The organism is Oceanobacter sp. 1_MG-2023 (assembly GCF_030689025.1).
Lineage (GTDB): Bacteria > Pseudomonadota > Gammaproteobacteria > Pseudomonadales > Oceanobacteraceae > Oceanobacter.
In genome coordinates, this window is sequence record NZ_JAUYWA010000012.1 from 1 (window position 1) to 17706 (window position 17706).

Genomic DNA, 17706 nt, shown 5'->3' on the forward strand with positions numbered 1-17706 from the left:
ACCACAGCCAGATAGCTCCATCGCTGACCGCTCCAGATGTAAGTGATGTCGCCACACCAGATCCGATCGGGCTGCTCTACTGCAAACTCACGATCCAGGTGGTTGGGAATATCCGGCCGTTCAACGGTGGCCTGCTTGTAAGCGTGGTTGATGTCCGGAATCATTGAGCCACTACATTAGGCAGCGCCGAGCAGCCCAGAGGTAGTGATATTGATCAGGATTGTGCATGGTGTCTGGAGAGAATAATACCACCGCTATACCACGCTCAAGCGGTGCTTCCCGCTGCCATCAGTTGCCAAATACTGTCAGAAATAAAAACAAAAAAGCCCATGAAAACATGGGCTTAAATGTATTTTTTGCCAGTTATACTACCAGCCAGAGACTAACGGGTGATTATTCCCACTCGATCGTCGCTGGTGGCTTGCTCGACACGTCGTAGGTCACGCGGGAGACGTGTTCTATTTCGTTGATAATGCGGTTGGATACTTTTTCCAGCAGTTCGTAGGGCAAGTGCGCCCAACGGGCGGTCATAAAGTCGATGGTTTCGACGGCACGCAGGGCAATCACCCATTCGTAACGACGCTGGTCGCCCACGACGCCAACGGACTTTTGCGGAATAAATACCGCGAAGGCCTGGCTGGTTTTATGGTACCAGTCGAAGTTATGCAGTTCTTCAATAAAGATGGCATCGGCTTCGCGCAGGATATCGGCGTATTCTTTTTTCACTTCGCCCAGAATACGAACACCCAGGCCCGGCCCCGGGAATGGATGGCGGTAAACCATGTCGTATGGCAGACCGAGTTCCAGGCCGATTTTGCGCACTTCGTCTTTGAACAGTTCCCGTAATGGCTCAACCAGTGCCATTTTCATATCGTCTGGCAGGCCGCCAACGTTATGGTGGGATTTGATCACGTGGGCCTTGCCGGTTTTGGAGGCGGCGGATTCAATCACGTCCGGGTAGATGGTGCCTTGCGCCAAGAAGTGAACGTCCTTGAGCTTGGTGGCTTCGGCGTCAAAAACGTCGATAAAGTTGCCGCCAATAACCTTGCGTTTGGCTTCCGGGTCAGAGACCCCAGCCAGCGCTCCCAGGAACAGCGCTTCTGCATCGGCACGAATGACTTTAACGCCCATGTTGTTGGCGAACATTTCCATCACCATGTCGCCTTCGTTCTTGCGCAACAGGCCGTTGTCGACAAATACACAGGTGAGCTGGTCGCCGATTGCCTTGTGCAGCAAAGCCGCCACCACCGAGGAGTCAACACCACCAGACAGGCCGAGCAATACTTTTTGCTCACCTACCTGGGCGCGGACTTTTTCGATCTGGTCTTCGATGATTTTTGCCGGTGTCCAGAGTACTTCGCAGCCGCAGATATCCAGAATAAAACGTTCCAGAATGCGTTGGCCTTGCAGGCTGTGGGTCACTTCCGGGTGGAACTGGACGCCATAAAAATGCTTGTCGGCCAGGTACATACCGGCAATGGGGCATGATGGCGTCGAGGCCATCAGCTCAAAACCTTCCGGCATGGCGGATACCTTGTCGCCGTGACTCATCCAGACGTCGAGCAGCGATTGGCCGTCGTCGGTGATGTGATCCCGAATATCGTGGAACAGTTGACCATTCCCTTCCACCTGAATCTGGGCGTAGCCAAATTCACGAATGCTGGAACCTTGAACCTGACCACCCAACTGCTCGGCCATGGTTTGCATGCCGTAGCAGATACCCAGCACGGGTACGCCCAGGGTAAAGACACACTCCGGCGCTCGTGGTGATCCGGCCTCGGTAACGGACTCCGGGCCACCGGCCAGAATAATACCGCTTGGGTTGTATGCCAGAATTTCGGCTTCGTCCATGTCAAAGGCACGAATTTCCGAGAACACACCGATTTCGCGCACACGACGGGCGATCAGTTGGGTGTATTGGGAGCCAAAATCCAGAATCAGAATTTTCTGGGCGTGGATATCTTGAGACATAGGGTATCCATGAAAACCGGGCCTTGGCCCTGGGTGAATGTTCAGTTCAATGTAAAATGCAAAAAGGGGACGTTAATCCCCTCTCTTTTAATCCATATAATCCGTAGCGCTTGCCCCCTGTGGGGTGGCTCCTCCCGGGCTTGCGCGCATAGCAACCGCACACAAGCCAGAGAGATACACGAATCAGTCACCAAGGCGGTAGTTAGGCGCTTCTTTGGTAATCTGTACATCGTGCACGTGGGATTCTTTCATGCCCGCGCCGGTGATCTGTACAAACTGGGGTTTGGTGCGCATATCGTCGATGGTCGCGCATCCGGTATAACCCATGGCGGCACGTACACCACCCATCAGCTGGTGAACCACATTTGACAGCGGGCCTTTGACGGCAATACGCCCTTCAATACCTTCAGGCACCAGCTTGTCGACGCCTTCTTTCTTGTCCTGGAAGTAGCGGTCGGAAGAGCCCTGGGTCTGACCCATGGCACCCAGTGACCCCATGCCACGGTAAGACTTGTAGGCACGACCCTGGAACAGTTCCACTTCGCCGGGGGCTTCGTCGGTACCGGCCAGCATGGAACCCACCATAATCACGGATGCACCGGCAACCAGTGCCTTGGCGATATCACCCGAAAAGCGTACACCACCGTCAGCAATCACCGGAACGCCGTATTGTTCCATCGCTTCAGCCACGTTGGCTACGGCGCTGATTTGCGGTACACCCACACCGGCAACGATACGGGTGGTACAGATAGAACCGGGGCCAATACCGACTTTAACGCCATCGGCACCGGCTTCTGCCAGCGCAATCGCGGCGTCAGCTGTGGCGATGTTGCCGCCAATTACCTGCACATTCGGGTATTTTTCCTTGATCATACGAACGCGGTCGATAACGCCAGTACCGTTCACGTTGGAGGTATGACCGTGGGCGGTATCCACAACGATGACATCAACACCGGCTGCGGCCAGGGCATCAACGCGTTCGTCGGTACCGGCACCGGTACCAACTGCGGCACCGACCAGCAAGCGGCCCTGATCATCCTTGGCGGCGTTCGGAGAGGCTTTGGCCTTGTCGATGTCCTTGACGGTCATCAAACCCACCAGCTTGCCGGCTTCGTCCAGTACCAGGACTTTTTCAATACGGTGCTTGTGCAGCAGATCCTGAACGGTCGCTGGGCTGGTGCCTTCAAGTACGGTGATCAGTTTTTCTTTCGGGGTCATCACGGAAGCAACGGTGGCTTCCAGATTTTTTTCAAAGCGTACATCACGACGGGTCACAATACCCACCAGCTCGCCATTATCGACCACTGGCATACCGGAAATATTGAGTTGGTCGGCCAGCGCCAGTACACCACTGATGGTGGTTGAGCTGGTTACGGTAATCGGGTCTTTGACGACGCCACTTTCGTATTTTTTAACCTTGCGAACCTCGGCGGCCTGTTCTTCTGGCGTCAGGTTCTTGTGGATGATGCCCAGGCCACCTTCTTGGGCGATGGCGATGGCGAGACGGCCTTCGGTGACGGTATCCATTGCGGAAGAAATCAGTGGAATTTTCAGCTCAATACCACGGGTCAAACGAGTTTTCAGAGAAACCTGATTGGGTAGAACTTCAGAATAACCGGGAACCAATAGCACATCATCAAAAGTGAGTGCTTCCTGAGCGATTCGCAACATAGAGAGCCTTCCAGAATGGGGAAATTTGGGAGGTTACCCGAAGTCAAACGCGGTGACGGAAAGCCTAGATCGCTGGCCTGATCCGCCGGGAATATCACGTTTTTAAGCGACCCCGGAGAAACTTAGGCGCGGCATTGTACCCGGAAAGTCTTACTTCGACAACGCCGGACAGGAAAGTCCTGAGAGGAATTCCAGAGTCTGCTGGCGTACTTCCGGCTGGGCAAAAGCAGCGACATGGGGGCCGCTGGCTTCTATCCAGCAGGCAGGGCCAGTCAAATCGGAATACAGTATTTTACCCTGCCCGATACGGATGACCTGATCCTCCGGGCTATGGATCACCAGTACCGGCACCGAAATCGCGGCGGCATAGGCATCGGGGTCCCAGTCGGATGGCAACAACCAGGTGGCAGGCATCAGGGCCCAGCCGATCCAGCTGCGTGAGAACATATCTCTGGCTACCTCAGCGTAGCGGGCCGGTGGCGCTTCCAGCACCAGGGCATCAATGCCATAACGCGCGGCGGAGTCGGCAACAAAAGGTACCGCCAGGCCGGCACCGATACTTTGCCCCATTACCACCAAAGGCCGTTCAGGAAAACGTTGCTGCAACCACGCCGCGGCTGCGTGAAGGTCCTGCAGCACATCCGGCAATAACGGCTGCCCCTGCGAAGCACCAAAACCCCGATAATCCAGCGCCAACAAGCCAACCCCTTGTGCGGGTAACCAGGCAACACTGAGCAGGTGGGAGCTGATATTTTCTGCGTTACCGTGTAAATACAGCACCACGGGTAGCGGCTCCTCGGTGTCGGTGTGTGCGGTCTCTGCAGACAATCCGGGGATTACGGAGCCAGTGCCGTGAGCCTTTTGCCCCGGCAGCCACCAGGCATGCAGCAAGGTGCCATCGGCGGCAGTCAGCTCAACATCGTCATACGCCAGCCCCAGGGCGGCGGGTGTTCGAACCCAGACCTGCTGCGGGTGAAAATACAGGCGCGTCAGCGAAGCACAGCCCGTCATCAATACCAGCAAGCCGATCGTACCAGCCATCACAAAACCGCCACGCCACCAACGGCGTAATGCCATCACAACCAGATCCTCACTTTTACGCCATCCAAACCCAAGACATCACAACCAGGCTGTTCACAACCAAGACACACAACCAAGACATCCACACCATCAAAACCGCCATTGGTTGGCCACATGACCCGGACCGCCTCAGAAATACCGCCTCAGAAATACCAGTTCAGGCCAAGCGACCATTGCTCAACCCACTCATGTTCAACGCGGTGGGTACTGGCTGTTAACCGGAGTTGTCCGGAATCCAGAATCGTGCGCCCCAACTGCCCTTGCCACTGCTGCAGGTCCAGTTGTTCCCCGGCAATACCCGGTGTCCATTGTCCCGACAGCTGCCATTGCCATAACGCTCCTTGATACAGCCAGCCCGCCACTGGCCCCGCCGAGAGGTTCCAACCGGCATCACCCAGTTGTTGCCCGGCCATCAGTCGGGTTTCCAGCAGGGTATAAATACGCCCCATGCCATTGGGAGACAGTGGGCTTTGCCCCAGCCCCCAGGTGTAGCCAAACACAGTATTCAGATAGCCATGACCGGCCCCGGCACGGCCGTCAAGGTCGGGCAAACGATCGTAGCCCGCATCCACTCCCCAGGAGAGTGGCTTTAACAACTCCCCTCGACTGGCCAGAGACAAGACCTTGACCGCCGACAATTGCTGTACCCGGGCACTGGTATCCGGCTGGTGACGCAGCGTCAGGTGTAACATCTGGATTTCAGAACCAGGGACAAAACCTTTCGCCCGATCCATCACATCGTGGTACGCCGGACGCAAGGACAGGTCGGTAAACCGTTTATCGTCCACCACCCCCATCGCCACACCAACCCGGGTCGAGCCATGGCCAAGGTCATCACGGGTCGGTGCTCGCACTGGTAGTGGAAAGGCACTGCCGCTGGTCTGGTTCAATTGACTGCGCGCTTTCAGAATGGCCAGAGTCTGCCGCCGTAATACCGGGCTGGCCTGTTTCTTTTTCACCGAGAGATAACGGGCATAGGTAAACGCAAGTTCAAGCACTTGTGCTTGTTGCTGATCATCCAGGTTATTGGGTAACTGCGCCGGTGATAGTTGACCGGCGACCAGTTGCAACGCCAGTTGAACCTGCGCTGGTGAGCTTTGGTATTCCATATTTTCCAGCTCGGCAGCAGCCGATGGCCGAAACACATGTCCGGCGATCAGGTCGGCGGAGTCCAGCGCCCGAATGGTTTCGACCGGAATGGCAGTTAACACAAAGTCATCAGCCAAGTCTGAACGCTCCGTGGCGGCATCGATCATCGCCAGCACCCGGTAGGAGCAATTTTCATCAAAGAAGAAATAATCAAACCCGGTATCTTTCAGCTCCCAGACATGGCGAACAAACTGGTCCACTTCTGTGGGCGTCAGTGCCAGTGGATACTCCCAGACATTACGATATTCCATATGCTGGTATTCACGGGTTTTGACATGGTACGGCATGACCGAAACCACGCCGGGATAGCCTCCGGTCAGCCCCTTATAGCTGAACACCAGTTCGTTATCATCTGGGTTGGCGTTGGCGGCAAAATTCACGCTGTAGGCCAATAACTTGCTCGACGCCGGGTCCTTGCGATCCATACGTATCAAGGTATGGCCATACATGGAAGATGGCGAATTGATATGCGCCGCCGGAAAGACCAGGGTCAGGGAATAAGCATCCAGTGTGGCACGCCAATCCTCAAATGCCGGGCAAGGCTGATCTTGCCAGTCGTATTCTGGCAACTGTTGTTGCAACCAATGATAACGGGCCGGGAAACGGCATTGTGCAGAAATATCCGGGCCGAGACCCCGTTGTAAAAATGCCTGCACATCGGCCTTGAGCTCTTTGCGCAGCCCTTCTTCTCCTTCCAGATGACCATCCGGGTGAGCCAGATAAAAATCCGGCGAATCATTCTGGGCCATCCAGCGAAAACTGAACGGGTGATAGCGATAATGCAGCAAGTGCCGCCACTGAGGCGCGTCGGCCAGTGCATCCAGACGCTGTGATTCTGGTGCGGTCAATGGCTGTAGCATGGAGTCAGGCGGAGATGCCAACAGCATGTCAGGCTCAGGGGTGTCGGCTTGCGCCGGAACCAGGCCCAGACAACCGGCAACCGCACACACAATAAAGGCAAGCAAGCGCCGCGACGGTTCGGTCAGAGGGATACCGCTGCTGCAGCCGGGGTAACTATTCATTCACAATGTGCTCACTGATCAAGCCCATCAGATATCCCTCCTGTCGGGATACCCAACCAGCAACCTATCAATCTTTAGGGGACATCTCTATGTGCGTCCATATCTGCAGATCGAAATCGATAACGTAAATAAAGGACACAAAAAAGTGCGCCTTGGCGCACTTTTTCCAGATCACTGTTCAGCAATCTGTTACCTCTGAGCGATCAGATCAGCCCAGGTATTTTTGCAAGCTGGCATCCGCAGCCATCGCAGCGGTCATGGCTTCCAGCGCGGTAGCAGAAGTCGCATTTTCGTTGAACATGGCGTCAAAATCGGCTTGCAGTGCAGCAGCAAAAGTGGCGCGATCAGACAGATCAACACCCACCACTTCGGCCAGCGCATTCAAGGTTTCGCCTTCACCAACGGCAACATCAGCAGCCAGCTGATCCATATTGTCGTCGATAAATGCCTGGGTCAGTCCCTGGGACAGAGGACCATGAGCCGCCTCACAACCCAAGGTGCCAGAGGTCATGCCAAAAGTCTGGTTACCAGAAGTACCGTTAGTCGTGGCTGCCAGTACATGTTCATGCCATTCATTGGCATCGGGGAAAATAACTGCCGTACCCAAGCCACAACCAGCTGGGCCATTCGCAGCCAGTGCAAATGAAGATGATGCTGTCAGAATGGCAATTGCCGCAATTTTTTTCATAGTTTGTATCCTTGAACCGGGTCAATTCATTACGACAACCAGCGTTTTGTTATGTACTCGCTGCCGCACTCCATGGGGGACATTAATATGCCTTATCCACCTCATTTATGGTACCAACAACTGAAACCCGATGTACGCCCTCACTCTCATTTCCGCTGATGCAGCCAAAAAACAGTTGTACCACAGATGAACAATCACCACACAAAACCATCCCCTCTTCTGGTCAAAGCCCGGCGGCTATGGCAGCCTCTGCACAAACCCTGTTCGAGATCACCATGCCCTCACCCACCCCGCCCGCCGTGTTTACGGTCAGTCAACTGAATGAACGCGCCAAGCAACTGCTGGAAATATCCTTTGCCAATGTACGGGTAGAAGGAGAGTTGTCGAGCCTTGCCCGCCCGTCATCCGGCCATTGGTATTTCAGCCTGAAGGATCGCGGTGCCCAGGTGCGTTGTGCCATGTTTCGCTCTCGCACTGCGCAGTTAACTTTCTCGCCCAAGGAAGGTGATCAGGTTGAAATTCGCGCCAAGGTCAGTCTGTACACTGCCCGGGGGGATTACCAGCTGATTGTCGAGAGCATGAAACCGGCCGGAGAAGGGGCATTGCTACTGGCTTTCCAGCAGCAAAAACAACGACTGGCCGCCGCAGGGCTCTTTAATCAGGAGCACAAGCAGCCGATACCCAAAGCCCGCCGCCTGGCCATTATCACGTCATCCACCGGTGCCGCTCTGCACGATATTCTGACGGTGTTACAACGCCGTAATCCGTCCATTGAAGTGGATGTCTACCCGGCTCTGGTACAGGGACAGGACGCGCCAGCACAGCTGGTATCTGCCCTTGAACGCGCCAACCGGGATCAGCGTGTGGATGTGATTATTCTTGGCCGTGGTGGTGGCTCACTGGAAGATCTCTGGTGTTTTAACGATGAAGCGCTGGTGCGGGCGGTGTTTACCTCGCGCTTGCCCGTGATCAGTGCTGTTGGTCACGAGGTGGATTTTACCCTCTGTGATTTTGTTGCCGACCTGCGCGCACCAACGCCATCCGCAGCCGCAGAGCTGGTCAGCGACGATCAGTCCAGTCGTTATCAGCAACTGGCTCAGCTGTTACAGCGTCTGCTACGGAGCCAGCGCCAGTCCTTACTGACCGCCAGCCAGCAACTGCAGCATCTGCAACAGCGGTTACGTCACCCAGCCCGGCAACTGGAACAAAACGCCCAGCAGCTCGACCAACTGGAGCAGCGGTTAATGGCGTCCTGGAAGCAGCAACAACAGCACCGCCAATGGCACATCCAGCAATGGCATCAGCGGCTGCAGCACCAACATCCACAAACCACGCTGGCAGCGTTGGGCAGTCAGAACGACCAGTTGGGTATTCGCCTGCGCCACGCCATGCAACGTCTGTTGCAGCAGCGCCAGCAACAGTTGGGTAGTCAGGCGCAGCTGCTCAACAATCTTAGCCCGCTCAATGTATTGGGCCGGGGTTATGCCTTGTGCCAGACCCCCGGTGGTGATGTGATTCGTGATGCCCAACAGCATCAGGCCGGGGAGCGGGTTCATGCACGACTGGCCCAAGGCTGGCTGGAGTGTGAGATCATCACCCCGCACCCGGACACCGACGGAACGAGCACCTGAGCCAACCATAGACATCGCGTACACAACGACAACGCCCGCAGATCCAGCGGCAGATACAGACAAGCAAGAGAAGGAAACAGCAATGATGCAGGATTCCAACACAAGCCGCCCAGCCACAACGACTTCCGGCAGCCTCTCAAACAGCCAGCCAGCCACTCGACGGAACACCACGCTAGCCAAATCCGCCCGTCTGCTATTCGCCACCATGGCGGGACTGTGCCTGACGCTACCGGTCAGCGCCGATACACAGCAACAGCCACCCAAACAACCACTGCCCAAGCAACAACTGGTGCCTGGTGGTGTCGCCCTGTTCGACCTTGGCAACAGCGCCACTCCCCCCAAAGTAGAGGTCGGCGGTCGTCCAGTGATGACCATTAATAGCGGCGACGGCGACAACCATCACTGGACCGCCGTCGTCGGCATTGACCTGAAATCATCGCCAGGTCAACGCACCTTGACGATTAACGGCCAAAAACAAACCTTCGACGTTACCCCCCACAGCTACGCCGAACAGTGGTTAACGGTAAAAAACAAACACGTCAATCCCAGTCAGCCCGCGCTGGAACGTATCCGTGCCGAAAGCCGTAAGATGAAAAGTGTCTTTACGTCCTTCACTCCGGTTTCCGGCCAGCAAGCAACGGCTCCGTGGCAACCGATGATCTGGCCGGTAACAGGGCCAATTTCCAGCCCCTTTGGTTTACAACGCTTTTTTAATGGCCAACGCCGCAATCCGCACAGCGGGCTGGATATTGCCGCCGCCACCGGCACCGAGATCATTGCCCCGGCGCAAGCCACCGTGGTGCAAACCGGGGATTATTATTTCAACGGCAATACCGTGTTGCTGGATCACGGCCAAGGGCTGATTTCGATGTTTTGCCACTTGAGCCGTATTGATGTGCAGCCGGGAGACCAGCTGGAGGTAGGCGATCACGTTGGTCTGGTGGGCGCAACCGGGCGAGTTACCGGGCCACACCTGCACTGGACGCTCAGCCTGAACAACGCCCGGATAGATCCCATGCTGTTCCTGGAACCCAAACCGGAAGCTGCCAGCGAGACCGTTCAGCCCTGACGCCAGCCCGCCAGACTAATCCTCTGGCTGGCAATGGCGAATCAGACCTTCCTGGGCGATCGAGGCCACCAGCTTGCCATCGGCAGAAAACACCTGCCCGCGACAGAACCCCCGGCCACCGGAAGCCGTGGGGCTGTCGATGCTGTACAGCAGCCAGTCATCCATCCGGAACCGCCGATGAAACCAGATGCTGTGATCCAGGCTGGCAACCTGCATTTCTTTCTGGAATACCGTTACCCCATGGGGCAACAAAGCCGTTGTGATCAGATTGAAGTCACTGGCGTAGGCCAGCAAGGTCGTGTGATGACGAATGCTGTCGTCCATGGTGTCATCACTGCGCATCCACACCGTTTTGTGTGGTGGCCGTACTTCTGGCGAGAAAATATTAACCGGATCGACAACCCGCATCTCAACCGGCTTGTCGGCGGTATAAATCGGTCGTAAACGCTCCGGGAAACAATCCCGCCACTGCCGCGCCAGCTCCACCTGCGACGCAATGCCTTCCGGGCCTTCGGCGGCAGGTTTCGCGACCTGATGCTCCAACCCGGCCTCCGGGCGCTGAAACGAGCATGTCATGGTCATCACCGCTTTGCCCAGCTGGCTGACCAGCACTTGCCGGTTGGCAAAACTGCGGCCATCCCGCAGCACCGAGACTTCAAATTCCAGGCTGTCCTTGACATTGCCGGGACGTAAAAAATAGGAGTGCAGGGAATGGGGTAGCCAATCGCGATGAATATCACCTGGCAAGGTTTGGGTTGCCGCAGATAATGCCTGACCCAGAACCTGTCCACCGAACAGGTTTTTAAAGCCAAGATCCTGACAGCGACCTCGAAAACGGTTCACTCCAATTGGCTCCAGGTCGAGTAAACCAATCAACTCATCCAGAACATCACTCATGCCGGGTTCCTTTTATAATTATAATCAATCGCCTGATGATATCAGCGGCCAGCGTTCCAGGAAAAATAACCGGGCAATGACCGCCAGGTTATTTTTCTTTTCAAGCTTCAGTGCAGTACGCTTGTTGTACTTTGCCAGCGCCGTATAATGCCCGGCTTTTTTCATTTACCTTTTTTATTCCTCCGCGGAGCTTACCCGCTTTTATGTCAGATCTGTACCAACCCGGCGTTACGCCAGCGCACTACCCGCAACTACTGGAACAAAAGTGCCAAACCCTGACGCAACGACTGTCTGAATTTGATCCCCCGGCACTGGAAGTGTTTGCCAGCCGGGTAACGCACTTTCGCTTGCGGGCCGAATTTCGTCTTTGGCACAGTGGCGACCGCTGTTTTTACGCCATGTTTGACCCGGAAGACCGCAAAAAACCGCTGGAAGTGCTCGATTTCCCCATTGCCTCAGAACAGATCAACGATCTGATGCAGCGCTTGCTGGCCGAGTTGCAAGACAACCAGCCACTGCGACGCAAACTGTTTCAGGTTGAGTTTCTCACCACCCTCAGTGGCGATGCCTTGATCACGCTGATTTACCACAAAAAACTCGATGCCGACTGGGAAGTGGCAGCCCGCGCCCTGATGGCGCGTATGAATGTCGCCATTATTGGCCGTTCGCGCAAACAGAAAGTTGTACTGGAACGCGACTATGTTACCGAGCAGCTGAGCGTCGATGGCCAGACCTATCGTTATCGCCAGATTGAAGGCGGCTTTACCCAGCCCAATGGTGAGATGAACCAGAAAATGCTCAGCTGGGCGCGTCGCTGTTCCGCAGGAATTGGCGGGGATCTGCTTGAGCTTTATTGCGGTAACGGCAATTTCTCCATCGCTCTGGCCAACTGTTTTGATCGGGTTATGGCCACTGAAATTTCCAAAACCTCCGTGGCTGCAGCCCAGGTCAATATTGCCGATAACCAGATCGACAACCTGATTATCGCCCGCCTCGCCAGCGAGGATTTTGTCCAGGCTTTACGCGGTGAAAAGCAGTTTGAACGGCTGAAAGACGTCGATCTCAGCAGCTATGATTTCCGCACCGTGCTGGTCGATCCGCCCCGGGCCGGACTCGACGACGAATCCGTCAAGCAGGTGCAGGACTACGACAATATCATCTATATTTCCTGTAACCCGGAAACCCTGCAAGCCAACCTGCGACTGTTATCACAAACCCATACCATTCAGCGCTGCGCACTGTTTGACCAGTTCCCCTATACCCATCATATTGAGACCGGTGTGTTACTCACCCGGAGACCTGTCTGATGGTTGATCCCTGGAAAAACGCCCGCAGTGGCAAACTCGGTTCCCGCTCTTCTGCCCGCACCCGGCGCAGCGAGACACATCCGCAAAAAACCACGGCTAACAATACTGACACCTCTGCTGATTCCAGCCCTGCCGGCAACGCCGCCCGGTCGCATCAGTCCATCACGGATACACCACAGGCAGCCACCATGACCGACTCAACCCCAACCAGCAGTGAATTTGCAGCCCTGAATTTACCCGCAGAACAAATCGATAATCTGCGCACCATGGGTTACACCGCCATGACGGCTATCCAGCAACTGGCCTTGCCGCTGGCGCTGGACGGTAAGGATCTGATTGCCCAGGCCAAAACCGGCTCAGGTAAAACCGCCAGCTTCGCCATTCCACTGCTGACCAAGATCAATCCGCGCTTTTTTGGCGTACAGGGTTTGATTATGTGCCCGACCCGCGAACTGGCATCCCAGGTAGCCACCGAGATCCGCCAGCTGGCCCGTTATCTGGCCAATATCAAGGTCGTGGTATTAAGTGGCGGTGTATCCATTGGCCCACAAATCGGCTCACTGGAGCACGGCGCTCATATTGTTGTCGGCACACCGGGACGCCTGAAAGATCACCTGCGCAAAAACACACTGGACATCAGTCAGGTACACACTCTGGTACTGGACGAAGCCGATCGCATGTTAGATATGGGATTCAGCGACGATATCCAGCACATCATTGGCCACACTCCGGAAGACCGCCAGACGTTGTTGTTCTCCGCCACCTACCCGAACAACATCCAGAAACTGAGCGCTCAATACCAGCAGTCGCCAGAGATCATCAAGGTTGAATCCACTCACACCAGCAACAGCATTGATCAGCGCCTGGTCTTGTGTGATCGCCACCAGCGCCCGGCCGCTCTTGATCGGGTGTTAGCGCACTTTGATATTCAACAAGCAGTGGTGTTCTGCAACACCAAGCAAAGCACCGAAGAAATCGCCCAGCAGCTGAAATCACTGGGCTTTATTGCCCGGGCGATCAACGGCGACCTGGAACAACGCGACCGCGATGCCATTTTGACCCAGTTCAAGCAAGGCTCTGCCAACTTCCTTGTTGCTACCGACGTCGCAGCACGGGGTCTGGATGTTGACGACTTGCCAGCCGTGATTAACGTCGAGGTACCACGCGAGCTGGAAGTCTATACCCACCGTATTGGTCGCACCGGTCGGGCTGGCAAGGAAGGGATTGCCATCACCCTGATCGGCGACAGCGAAGATAACAAACGCAAGGCGCTTAACAACCAGCAAGGTATTGATATTCCTTGTATGGCTGTTGAGGAACTCAGCATCGATACCCCAATCCCGGTGCTGCCGGAATTTGCCACCCTGTGTATTGCCGCCGGGCGCAAACACAAAATGCGCCCCGGCGATGTGCTGGGAGCACTCACCGCACCCGGTGGCATCCAGGGCAAGCAGGTTGGCAAAATCCACGTGCTGGACATGGTGTCTTACGTTGCCGTTGAACGAACCGCCGCCCGACAAGCTGTTGAGGTCTTGAACCAGGGCCGGGTCAAGGGCAAAACCATCAAGGCCAGAAAGCTCTAAGGGATTGTAGTCGTCCAATGATTCCGGGCACTTGATAAGGGACTACACTAGTGCCAACAACGAGGTGTCCGGGGTATTCAACCAGAACACCGATATCAAGCAACAGATTCTTACCTCAACAGGTCAGAATCCAGCTTCATTCTTATTGGGATGGTAACGCAAGGCGGGATAACTGCTTTCGTCCAACTGGTACAGCGTCCGGATAGACGCCGGGTTAATCACTTCTGGTGGCGGCCCCTGCTGCAGGATTTTTCCTTGATGCAACAACACCGCCCTCCCCGGCAACCCCAGAGCATGATCCGGGTAGTGGGTGGTTTTTATAATGCTGTAGCCGTCGGCGGCGAGATCTTTTAGCAGGGAAAGCAAACGCCACTGGTTACCAAAGTCCAGGCCGTTCACCGGTTCGTCCATCAGGATCACCGTCGTTTGCTGCGCCAGCGCCCGGGCGAGAAAACAGAGCTGTTGCTGACCACCAGAGAGTTCGGTACAGGTTTTATTGGCCAGGTCGGAGATCCCCAAACGCTGCATAGCCTCATCAATTGCCGCGTCATCATCTTTGCCAGGTTGATGATAAAAGCCGTGGTGAGGAATACGCCCCATCGCGACCAGGTCCCGTACCCGGTATGGGAAAGGTAGCTGTCCCGCCTGAGGAACATAAGCAATCAGCCGGGAAATATCCCGCCGCGTCCACTCCTGCACTCGCTTGCCAAGCAAGTAAACATCGCCTTGAGTCGGCTGCAACAACCCTTGCAACAGTTTCAGCAAGGTGCTTTTACCGCAGCCATTGGCGCCCAACAAGGACACCACTTCTCCAGTGCCAATATGAAAACTGATGTCATTCAGAATTGTCTGCTGAGGTTGGTGCGGGTAACGGAACGTCAGGTGACTAACCGTCATCACAATATCGTTCATGTATTCCACCCTTTACGAACATTACGCAACACCAACAGAAACACAGGCAGTCCGATCAGTTCGGTCACAACACCAATAGGGAGTTCCGCCGCCATCAGGCTTCTGGCTAACACGTCGGCGAACAGCATGAAAATGGCGCCAACCAGGGCGCTGGCCGGTATCAGCTGGCGATTTAATGGCCCGACCAGCAAGCGGGCAATATGAGGGGCCAGTAAGCCAACCCAGCCGATCATACCCACCAGCGAGACCGTTAATGCCGATGCTAGCGTTGCCAGCAGAATCAGCATCAGCCGTACCCGACTGACCGACAACCCCAGCGCCGTTGCACTATCGTCTCCCAGGGTCAGTATATCCAGCACCCTCCCCTGTAACGTCAAACCAATAATCGCTGCCAGCATCAGTGGTGCATACAGGGCCAGATCATCCATATTGGCTAACCCCAGCGACCCCATCAGCCAATAGATAATGGCTGGCAACTGCTCATAAGGATCGGCAGCGTATTTTACCAATGCCAGCAGGCCGGCAAACAAGGCGCCGGTAAAAATACCGCCCAGCACCAGCATAATGGTCGAGGCATTACCAAACATGCGGCCAATTCCCAGCGCCACTACCACGGCTAACAGGCCGCCAGCGATGGCCCCCAGCTGTACCATCCACCAGGCTGGCGCCAAGACCATCATCAAGGCAGCACCGAATGAAGATCCTGCGAGTACTCCCAATAATCCGGGAGAAACCAGAGGGTTAATAAACACCGCCTGATAGGTTGAGCCAGAAACGGCCAGCGCAGCCCCCACCAAAGCCGCAGTTAGCAACCGGGGCAAGCGAATCTCCATCAGCAAGGTTTCCAGCAACTCGTAGCGATTGCTATCCATTGTCTGCCAGCCAATATGGGCCATAAAAAACTGTACAATATCCTGTATTTCCAGTGCATAACGGCCTGAAACCAAGGACAGTAGAATGGCGGCTGACAGTAGTCCGACCAATAGCATCCAGCGGCCAGACAGGTAATCTGGCCAGTGGTATGACAGTCGCCCGGAGGCTTTTAATAACCAGTCCGTCATTGCTCTAGGCGGCCAAACGCCGCCAGGTTGGCCAGCAGACTGGCCTGGGCATCTGCCAGCCGATAACGCGATAACGGTTCCATACGTGTGCGGCGGTTCACCATACGTAAAGAAAATGCCTCCATCCAACGCCAATAGGTGTCCCGCCAGTGCGATGGAAAGTCCACATCATCAAAGCTGCGCAATAATTCCAGCAACCAGACATCACGTGCGGCTTCATCAATACTGACAGGGAAATGTCGCTCACGCATACGCACCTCTCCATGCCGTTCGGTAAAATCAACCGGCCCCCCGGCCCCTTCCAGAATAAAGGCCACACTTTTGGCGACCGTAGCGGCAAAGGCATGTGGTTGCTGTGGAAACAAGGTACCGATCACGCTGAGCTGAAGCCGTTGGTGATGCCGCTCAACCAAGCCGGTCAGAGCCTCGGCCCCGACCTCGTTATACAATGCGCTGGAGGGCAATGGCACCGCTGGAAAAGCTTCTGTCTCTTTACGATTCATCCAGCGCTCCTGCGGTTCGGCTTGCAGCTGGGAGCCACTGCAAAAGCAGTCTATTTGTTTGGCATCCGCTGGTATCCGGTTCAATTCGTCGATATCACGCTTGCTCATTACTCATCTCCTTTGATTGCCTGGTCGCTATCCAGCAAGATTGCCAGCTGCTGATCGGTCAGATCCACACCCAGAAACAGCTGGTAAAAATGACGGGTTTCTTCTTTCAGGTTGAATGGAAACTGTTGTGGATAAAACGCATTCGCCAGCCACTGGATACCTAACGCCCGCATAAAAGACGGTGGCCGATCCAGCCAGTTCATGGGTAAATGCGGCACAGTCAGTACCCGTTGATTGAGGAAGGCTGAAAGCCGCTGCCAGCGTTTATCGGCAGCTGCCCTACGAGTAAACATAGAGTCCTGGGCGACGATATACTGCGGATTCCAAAGCATGACCTGCTCCATATCCACTCGCTCCTGCCCCATCATGGTTTTCGGCTGACAACGATAAAGGTTGTACCCGTGAGCCAGGTTGATTGCTTCAGTATGGAAGGAGGTATGACAATCGGTAGCCAGGCCGTCGGCTGTTTCGGCGTAATACACGGTCACCCGTTGTTTATTGCCAATACCAGCCAACCCGCTGCTAACCCGTTGCAAGGACTGGCGGATATAGGCAGCCAGTTGCTTGCCCCGTTCAGCCCGCCCAACCAAAGACCCGACATACTCAAATGCGGCTATCCAGTCTTCCAGCGTATCCAGCTTGACGTACACAATCGGAATGCCGGTGGTGCGAAACGGCTTTTCAATCACATCACTGCCTGGGGACATAAACCGGTTTAACCAAACCAGTGCCACATCCGGCTGCAATTGCAGCAAGGTTTCAGGGTTAACCTGGCGGCCATGCCCCATGGAACTGCCAATAATCGGCAGGGTCGACATCCGAGGATCAACAAAGCCATCGCTGGCCGGAGAAAAAGGAATATTCAACGCCAGTACCAACTCAGGATCGAGTGCGTAAAGCAGAGCAGTCAAGGGAGGAGCGGCCCCGAGTGGGCGATGTATATGATCAGGCAAGATGACTTCTCTGCCAGCCATATCGGTTGTCATCGACGTTGTCTTGGCCGCGACCACAGACTGATGAGCAGACAGTAACATCACCCCCAAGAGGATATGCA

At 55.3% G+C, this 17706-nt stretch carries 15 protein-coding genes and 1 pseudogene; 4 read left to right on the forward strand and 12 right to left on the reverse strand.

Going from position 1 to position 17706, the window contains the following annotated elements:
• From Q8W22_RS09510 to Q8W22_RS09535, 6 genes and pseudogenes are all read right to left on the reverse strand, one after another.
• Positions 1–146, reverse strand: a pseudogene (locus tag Q8W22_RS09510) (IS3 family transposase); the annotation flags it as partial.
• A 247-nt stretch (positions 147–393) separates the two neighbouring features.
• Positions 394–1971, reverse strand: a complete 1578-nt coding sequence (guaA, locus tag Q8W22_RS09515; protein WP_303432008.1) for a glutamine-hydrolyzing GMP synthase — start codon at positions 1969–1971, stop codon at positions 394–396.
• A 183-nt stretch (positions 1972–2154) separates the two neighbouring features.
• Positions 2155–3642 (reverse strand): IMP dehydrogenase, encoded by a 1488-nt coding sequence (gene guaB / locus Q8W22_RS09520; RefSeq protein WP_303432007.1) that lies wholly within the window; start codon positions 3640–3642, stop codon positions 2155–2157.
• A gap of 150 nt (positions 3643–3792) precedes the next feature.
• Complete coding sequence (locus Q8W22_RS09525) at positions 3793–4719, reverse strand: alpha/beta hydrolase (RefSeq protein WP_305452224.1); 927 nt, start codon at positions 4717–4719, stop codon at positions 3793–3795.
• Positions 4720–4865: 146 nt separating this feature from the next.
• On the reverse strand, positions 4866–6893 hold the full coding sequence (locus Q8W22_RS09530; protein WP_305452226.1) for a DUF4105 domain-containing protein: 2028 nt from the start codon (positions 6891–6893) through the stop codon (positions 4866–4868).
• Positions 6894–7101: 208 nt separating this feature from the next.
• On the reverse strand, positions 7102–7581 hold the full coding sequence (locus Q8W22_RS09535; RefSeq protein ID WP_305415278.1) for a DUF3015 family protein: 480 nt from the start codon (positions 7579–7581) through the stop codon (positions 7102–7104).
• 269 nt (positions 7582–7850) lie between these two features.
• Here Q8W22_RS09535 and xseA point away from each other — a divergent pair, with 269 nt between their 5' ends.
• Together xseA and Q8W22_RS09545 are read left to right on the forward strand one after the other, a co-directional pair.
• Entirely contained in the window at positions 7851–9212 is a 1362-nt protein-coding gene (gene xseA / locus Q8W22_RS09540) for an exodeoxyribonuclease VII large subunit (protein WP_370694170.1), read from the forward strand.
• An 82-nt stretch (positions 9213–9294) separates the two neighbouring features.
• On the forward strand, positions 9295–10281 hold the full coding sequence (locus tag Q8W22_RS09545) for a peptidoglycan DD-metalloendopeptidase family protein (RefSeq protein WP_305415281.1): 987 nt from the start codon (positions 9295–9297) through the stop codon (positions 10279–10281).
• Positions 10282–10296: 15 nt separating this feature from the next.
• On the opposite strand, the gene Q8W22_RS09550 is transcribed toward Q8W22_RS09545, so the two are convergent.
• Both Q8W22_RS09550 and Q8W22_RS09555 read right to left on the reverse strand, forming a co-directional pair.
• The gene (locus Q8W22_RS09550) at positions 10297–11178 is read right to left on the reverse strand and encodes an acyl-CoA thioesterase II (RefSeq protein ID WP_305452229.1); all 882 of its coding nucleotides are present in this window, start codon (positions 11176–11178) and stop codon (positions 10297–10299) included.
• A 24-nt stretch (positions 11179–11202) separates the two neighbouring features.
• Complete coding sequence (locus Q8W22_RS09555; protein ID WP_305415283.1) at positions 11203–11343, reverse strand: hypothetical protein; 141 nt, start codon at positions 11341–11343, stop codon at positions 11203–11205.
• Between the two features lie 38 nt (positions 11344–11381).
• On the opposite strand from Q8W22_RS09555, the gene trmA reads away from it, so the two are divergent.
• Both trmA and dbpA read left to right on the forward strand, forming a co-directional pair.
• Positions 11382–12485: a tRNA (uridine(54)-C5)-methyltransferase TrmA gene (gene trmA, locus Q8W22_RS09560; RefSeq protein ID WP_305452230.1), complete on the forward strand. Its 1104-nt coding sequence runs from the start codon at positions 11382–11384 to the stop codon at positions 12483–12485.
• Positions 12485–14068 carry an ATP-dependent RNA helicase DbpA gene (dbpA, locus tag Q8W22_RS09565; RefSeq protein ID WP_370694169.1) on the forward strand — a complete coding sequence of 528 codons (1584 nt, stop codon included), beginning with the start codon at positions 12485–12487 and terminating at the stop codon, positions 14066–14068. Before trmA ends, dbpA begins: the two co-directional genes overlap by 1 nt.
• 123 nt (positions 14069–14191) lie before the next feature.
• Here dbpA and Q8W22_RS09570 read toward each other — a convergent pair whose 3' ends face one another.
• Genes Q8W22_RS09570 through Q8W22_RS09585 form a run of 4 tightly spaced genes read right to left on the reverse strand, consistent with a single transcriptional unit; the run spans position 14192 to position 17638 of the window.
• Positions 14192–14980: an ABC transporter ATP-binding protein gene (locus tag Q8W22_RS09570; protein WP_305452231.1), complete on the reverse strand. Its 789-nt coding sequence runs from the start codon at positions 14978–14980 to the stop codon at positions 14192–14194.
• Positions 14977–16041, reverse strand: coding sequence for an iron ABC transporter permease (locus Q8W22_RS09575; protein ID WP_305452232.1), 1065 nt, complete (start codon positions 16039–16041; stop codon positions 14977–14979). The genes Q8W22_RS09570 and Q8W22_RS09575 overlap by 4 nt, the downstream gene beginning before the upstream one ends.
• Complete coding sequence (locus tag Q8W22_RS09580; protein WP_303431989.1) at positions 16038–16652, reverse strand: hypothetical protein; 615 nt, start codon at positions 16650–16652, stop codon at positions 16038–16040. The genes Q8W22_RS09575 and Q8W22_RS09580 overlap by 4 nt, the downstream gene beginning before the upstream one ends.
• Positions 16652–17638, reverse strand: a complete 987-nt coding sequence (locus Q8W22_RS09585; RefSeq protein WP_305415295.1) for an ABC transporter substrate-binding protein — start codon at positions 17636–17638, stop codon at positions 16652–16654. The genes Q8W22_RS09580 and Q8W22_RS09585 overlap by 1 nt, the downstream gene beginning before the upstream one ends.
• Positions 17639–17706 lie beyond the last annotated feature (68 nt).

Excerpts from the sequence above, each read along its gene's own strand:
- guaA (WP_303432008.1), bottom strand. The coding sequence starts at position 1,971 with ATGTCTCAAGATATCCACGCCCAGAAAATTCTGATTCTGGATTTTGGC.
- guaB (WP_303432007.1), bottom strand. The coding sequence starts at position 3,642 with ATGTTGCGAATCGCTCAGGAAGCACTCACTTTTGATGATGTGCTATTG.
- Q8W22_RS09525 (WP_305452224.1), bottom strand. The coding sequence starts at position 4,719 with ATGGCATTACGCCGTTGGTGGCGTGGCGGTTTTGTGATGGCTGGTACG.
- Q8W22_RS09530 (WP_305452226.1), bottom strand. The coding sequence starts at position 6,893 with ATGAATAGTTACCCCGGCTGCAGCAGCGGTATCCCTCTGACCGAACCG.
- Q8W22_RS09535 (WP_305415278.1), bottom strand. The coding sequence starts at position 7,581 with ATGAAAAAAATTGCGGCAATTGCCATTCTGACAGCATCATCTTCATTT.
- Q8W22_RS09545 (WP_305415281.1), top strand. The coding sequence starts at position 9,295 with ATGATGCAGGATTCCAACACAAGCCGCCCAGCCACAACGACTTCCGGC.
- Q8W22_RS09550 (WP_305452229.1), bottom strand. The coding sequence starts at position 11,178 with ATGAGTGATGTTCTGGATGAGTTGATTGGTTTACTCGACCTGGAGCCA.
- Q8W22_RS09555 (WP_305415283.1), bottom strand. The coding sequence starts at position 11,343 with ATGAAAAAAGCCGGGCATTATACGGCGCTGGCAAAGTACAACAAGCGT.
- trmA (WP_305452230.1), top strand. The coding sequence starts at position 11,382 with ATGTCAGATCTGTACCAACCCGGCGTTACGCCAGCGCACTACCCGCAA.
- dbpA (WP_370694169.1), top strand. The coding sequence starts at position 12,485 with ATGGTTGATCCCTGGAAAAACGCCCGCAGTGGCAAACTCGGTTCCCGC.
- Q8W22_RS09570 (WP_305452231.1), bottom strand. The coding sequence starts at position 14,980 with ATGAACGATATTGTGATGACGGTTAGTCACCTGACGTTCCGTTACCCG.
- Q8W22_RS09575 (WP_305452232.1), bottom strand. The coding sequence starts at position 16,041 with ATGACGGACTGGTTATTAAAAGCCTCCGGGCGACTGTCATACCACTGG.
- Q8W22_RS09580 (WP_303431989.1), bottom strand. The coding sequence starts at position 16,652 with ATGAGCAAGCGTGATATCGACGAATTGAACCGGATACCAGCGGATGCC.
- Q8W22_RS09585 (WP_305415295.1), bottom strand. The coding sequence starts at position 17,638 with ATGACAACCGATATGGCTGGCAGAGAAGTCATCTTGCCTGATCATATA.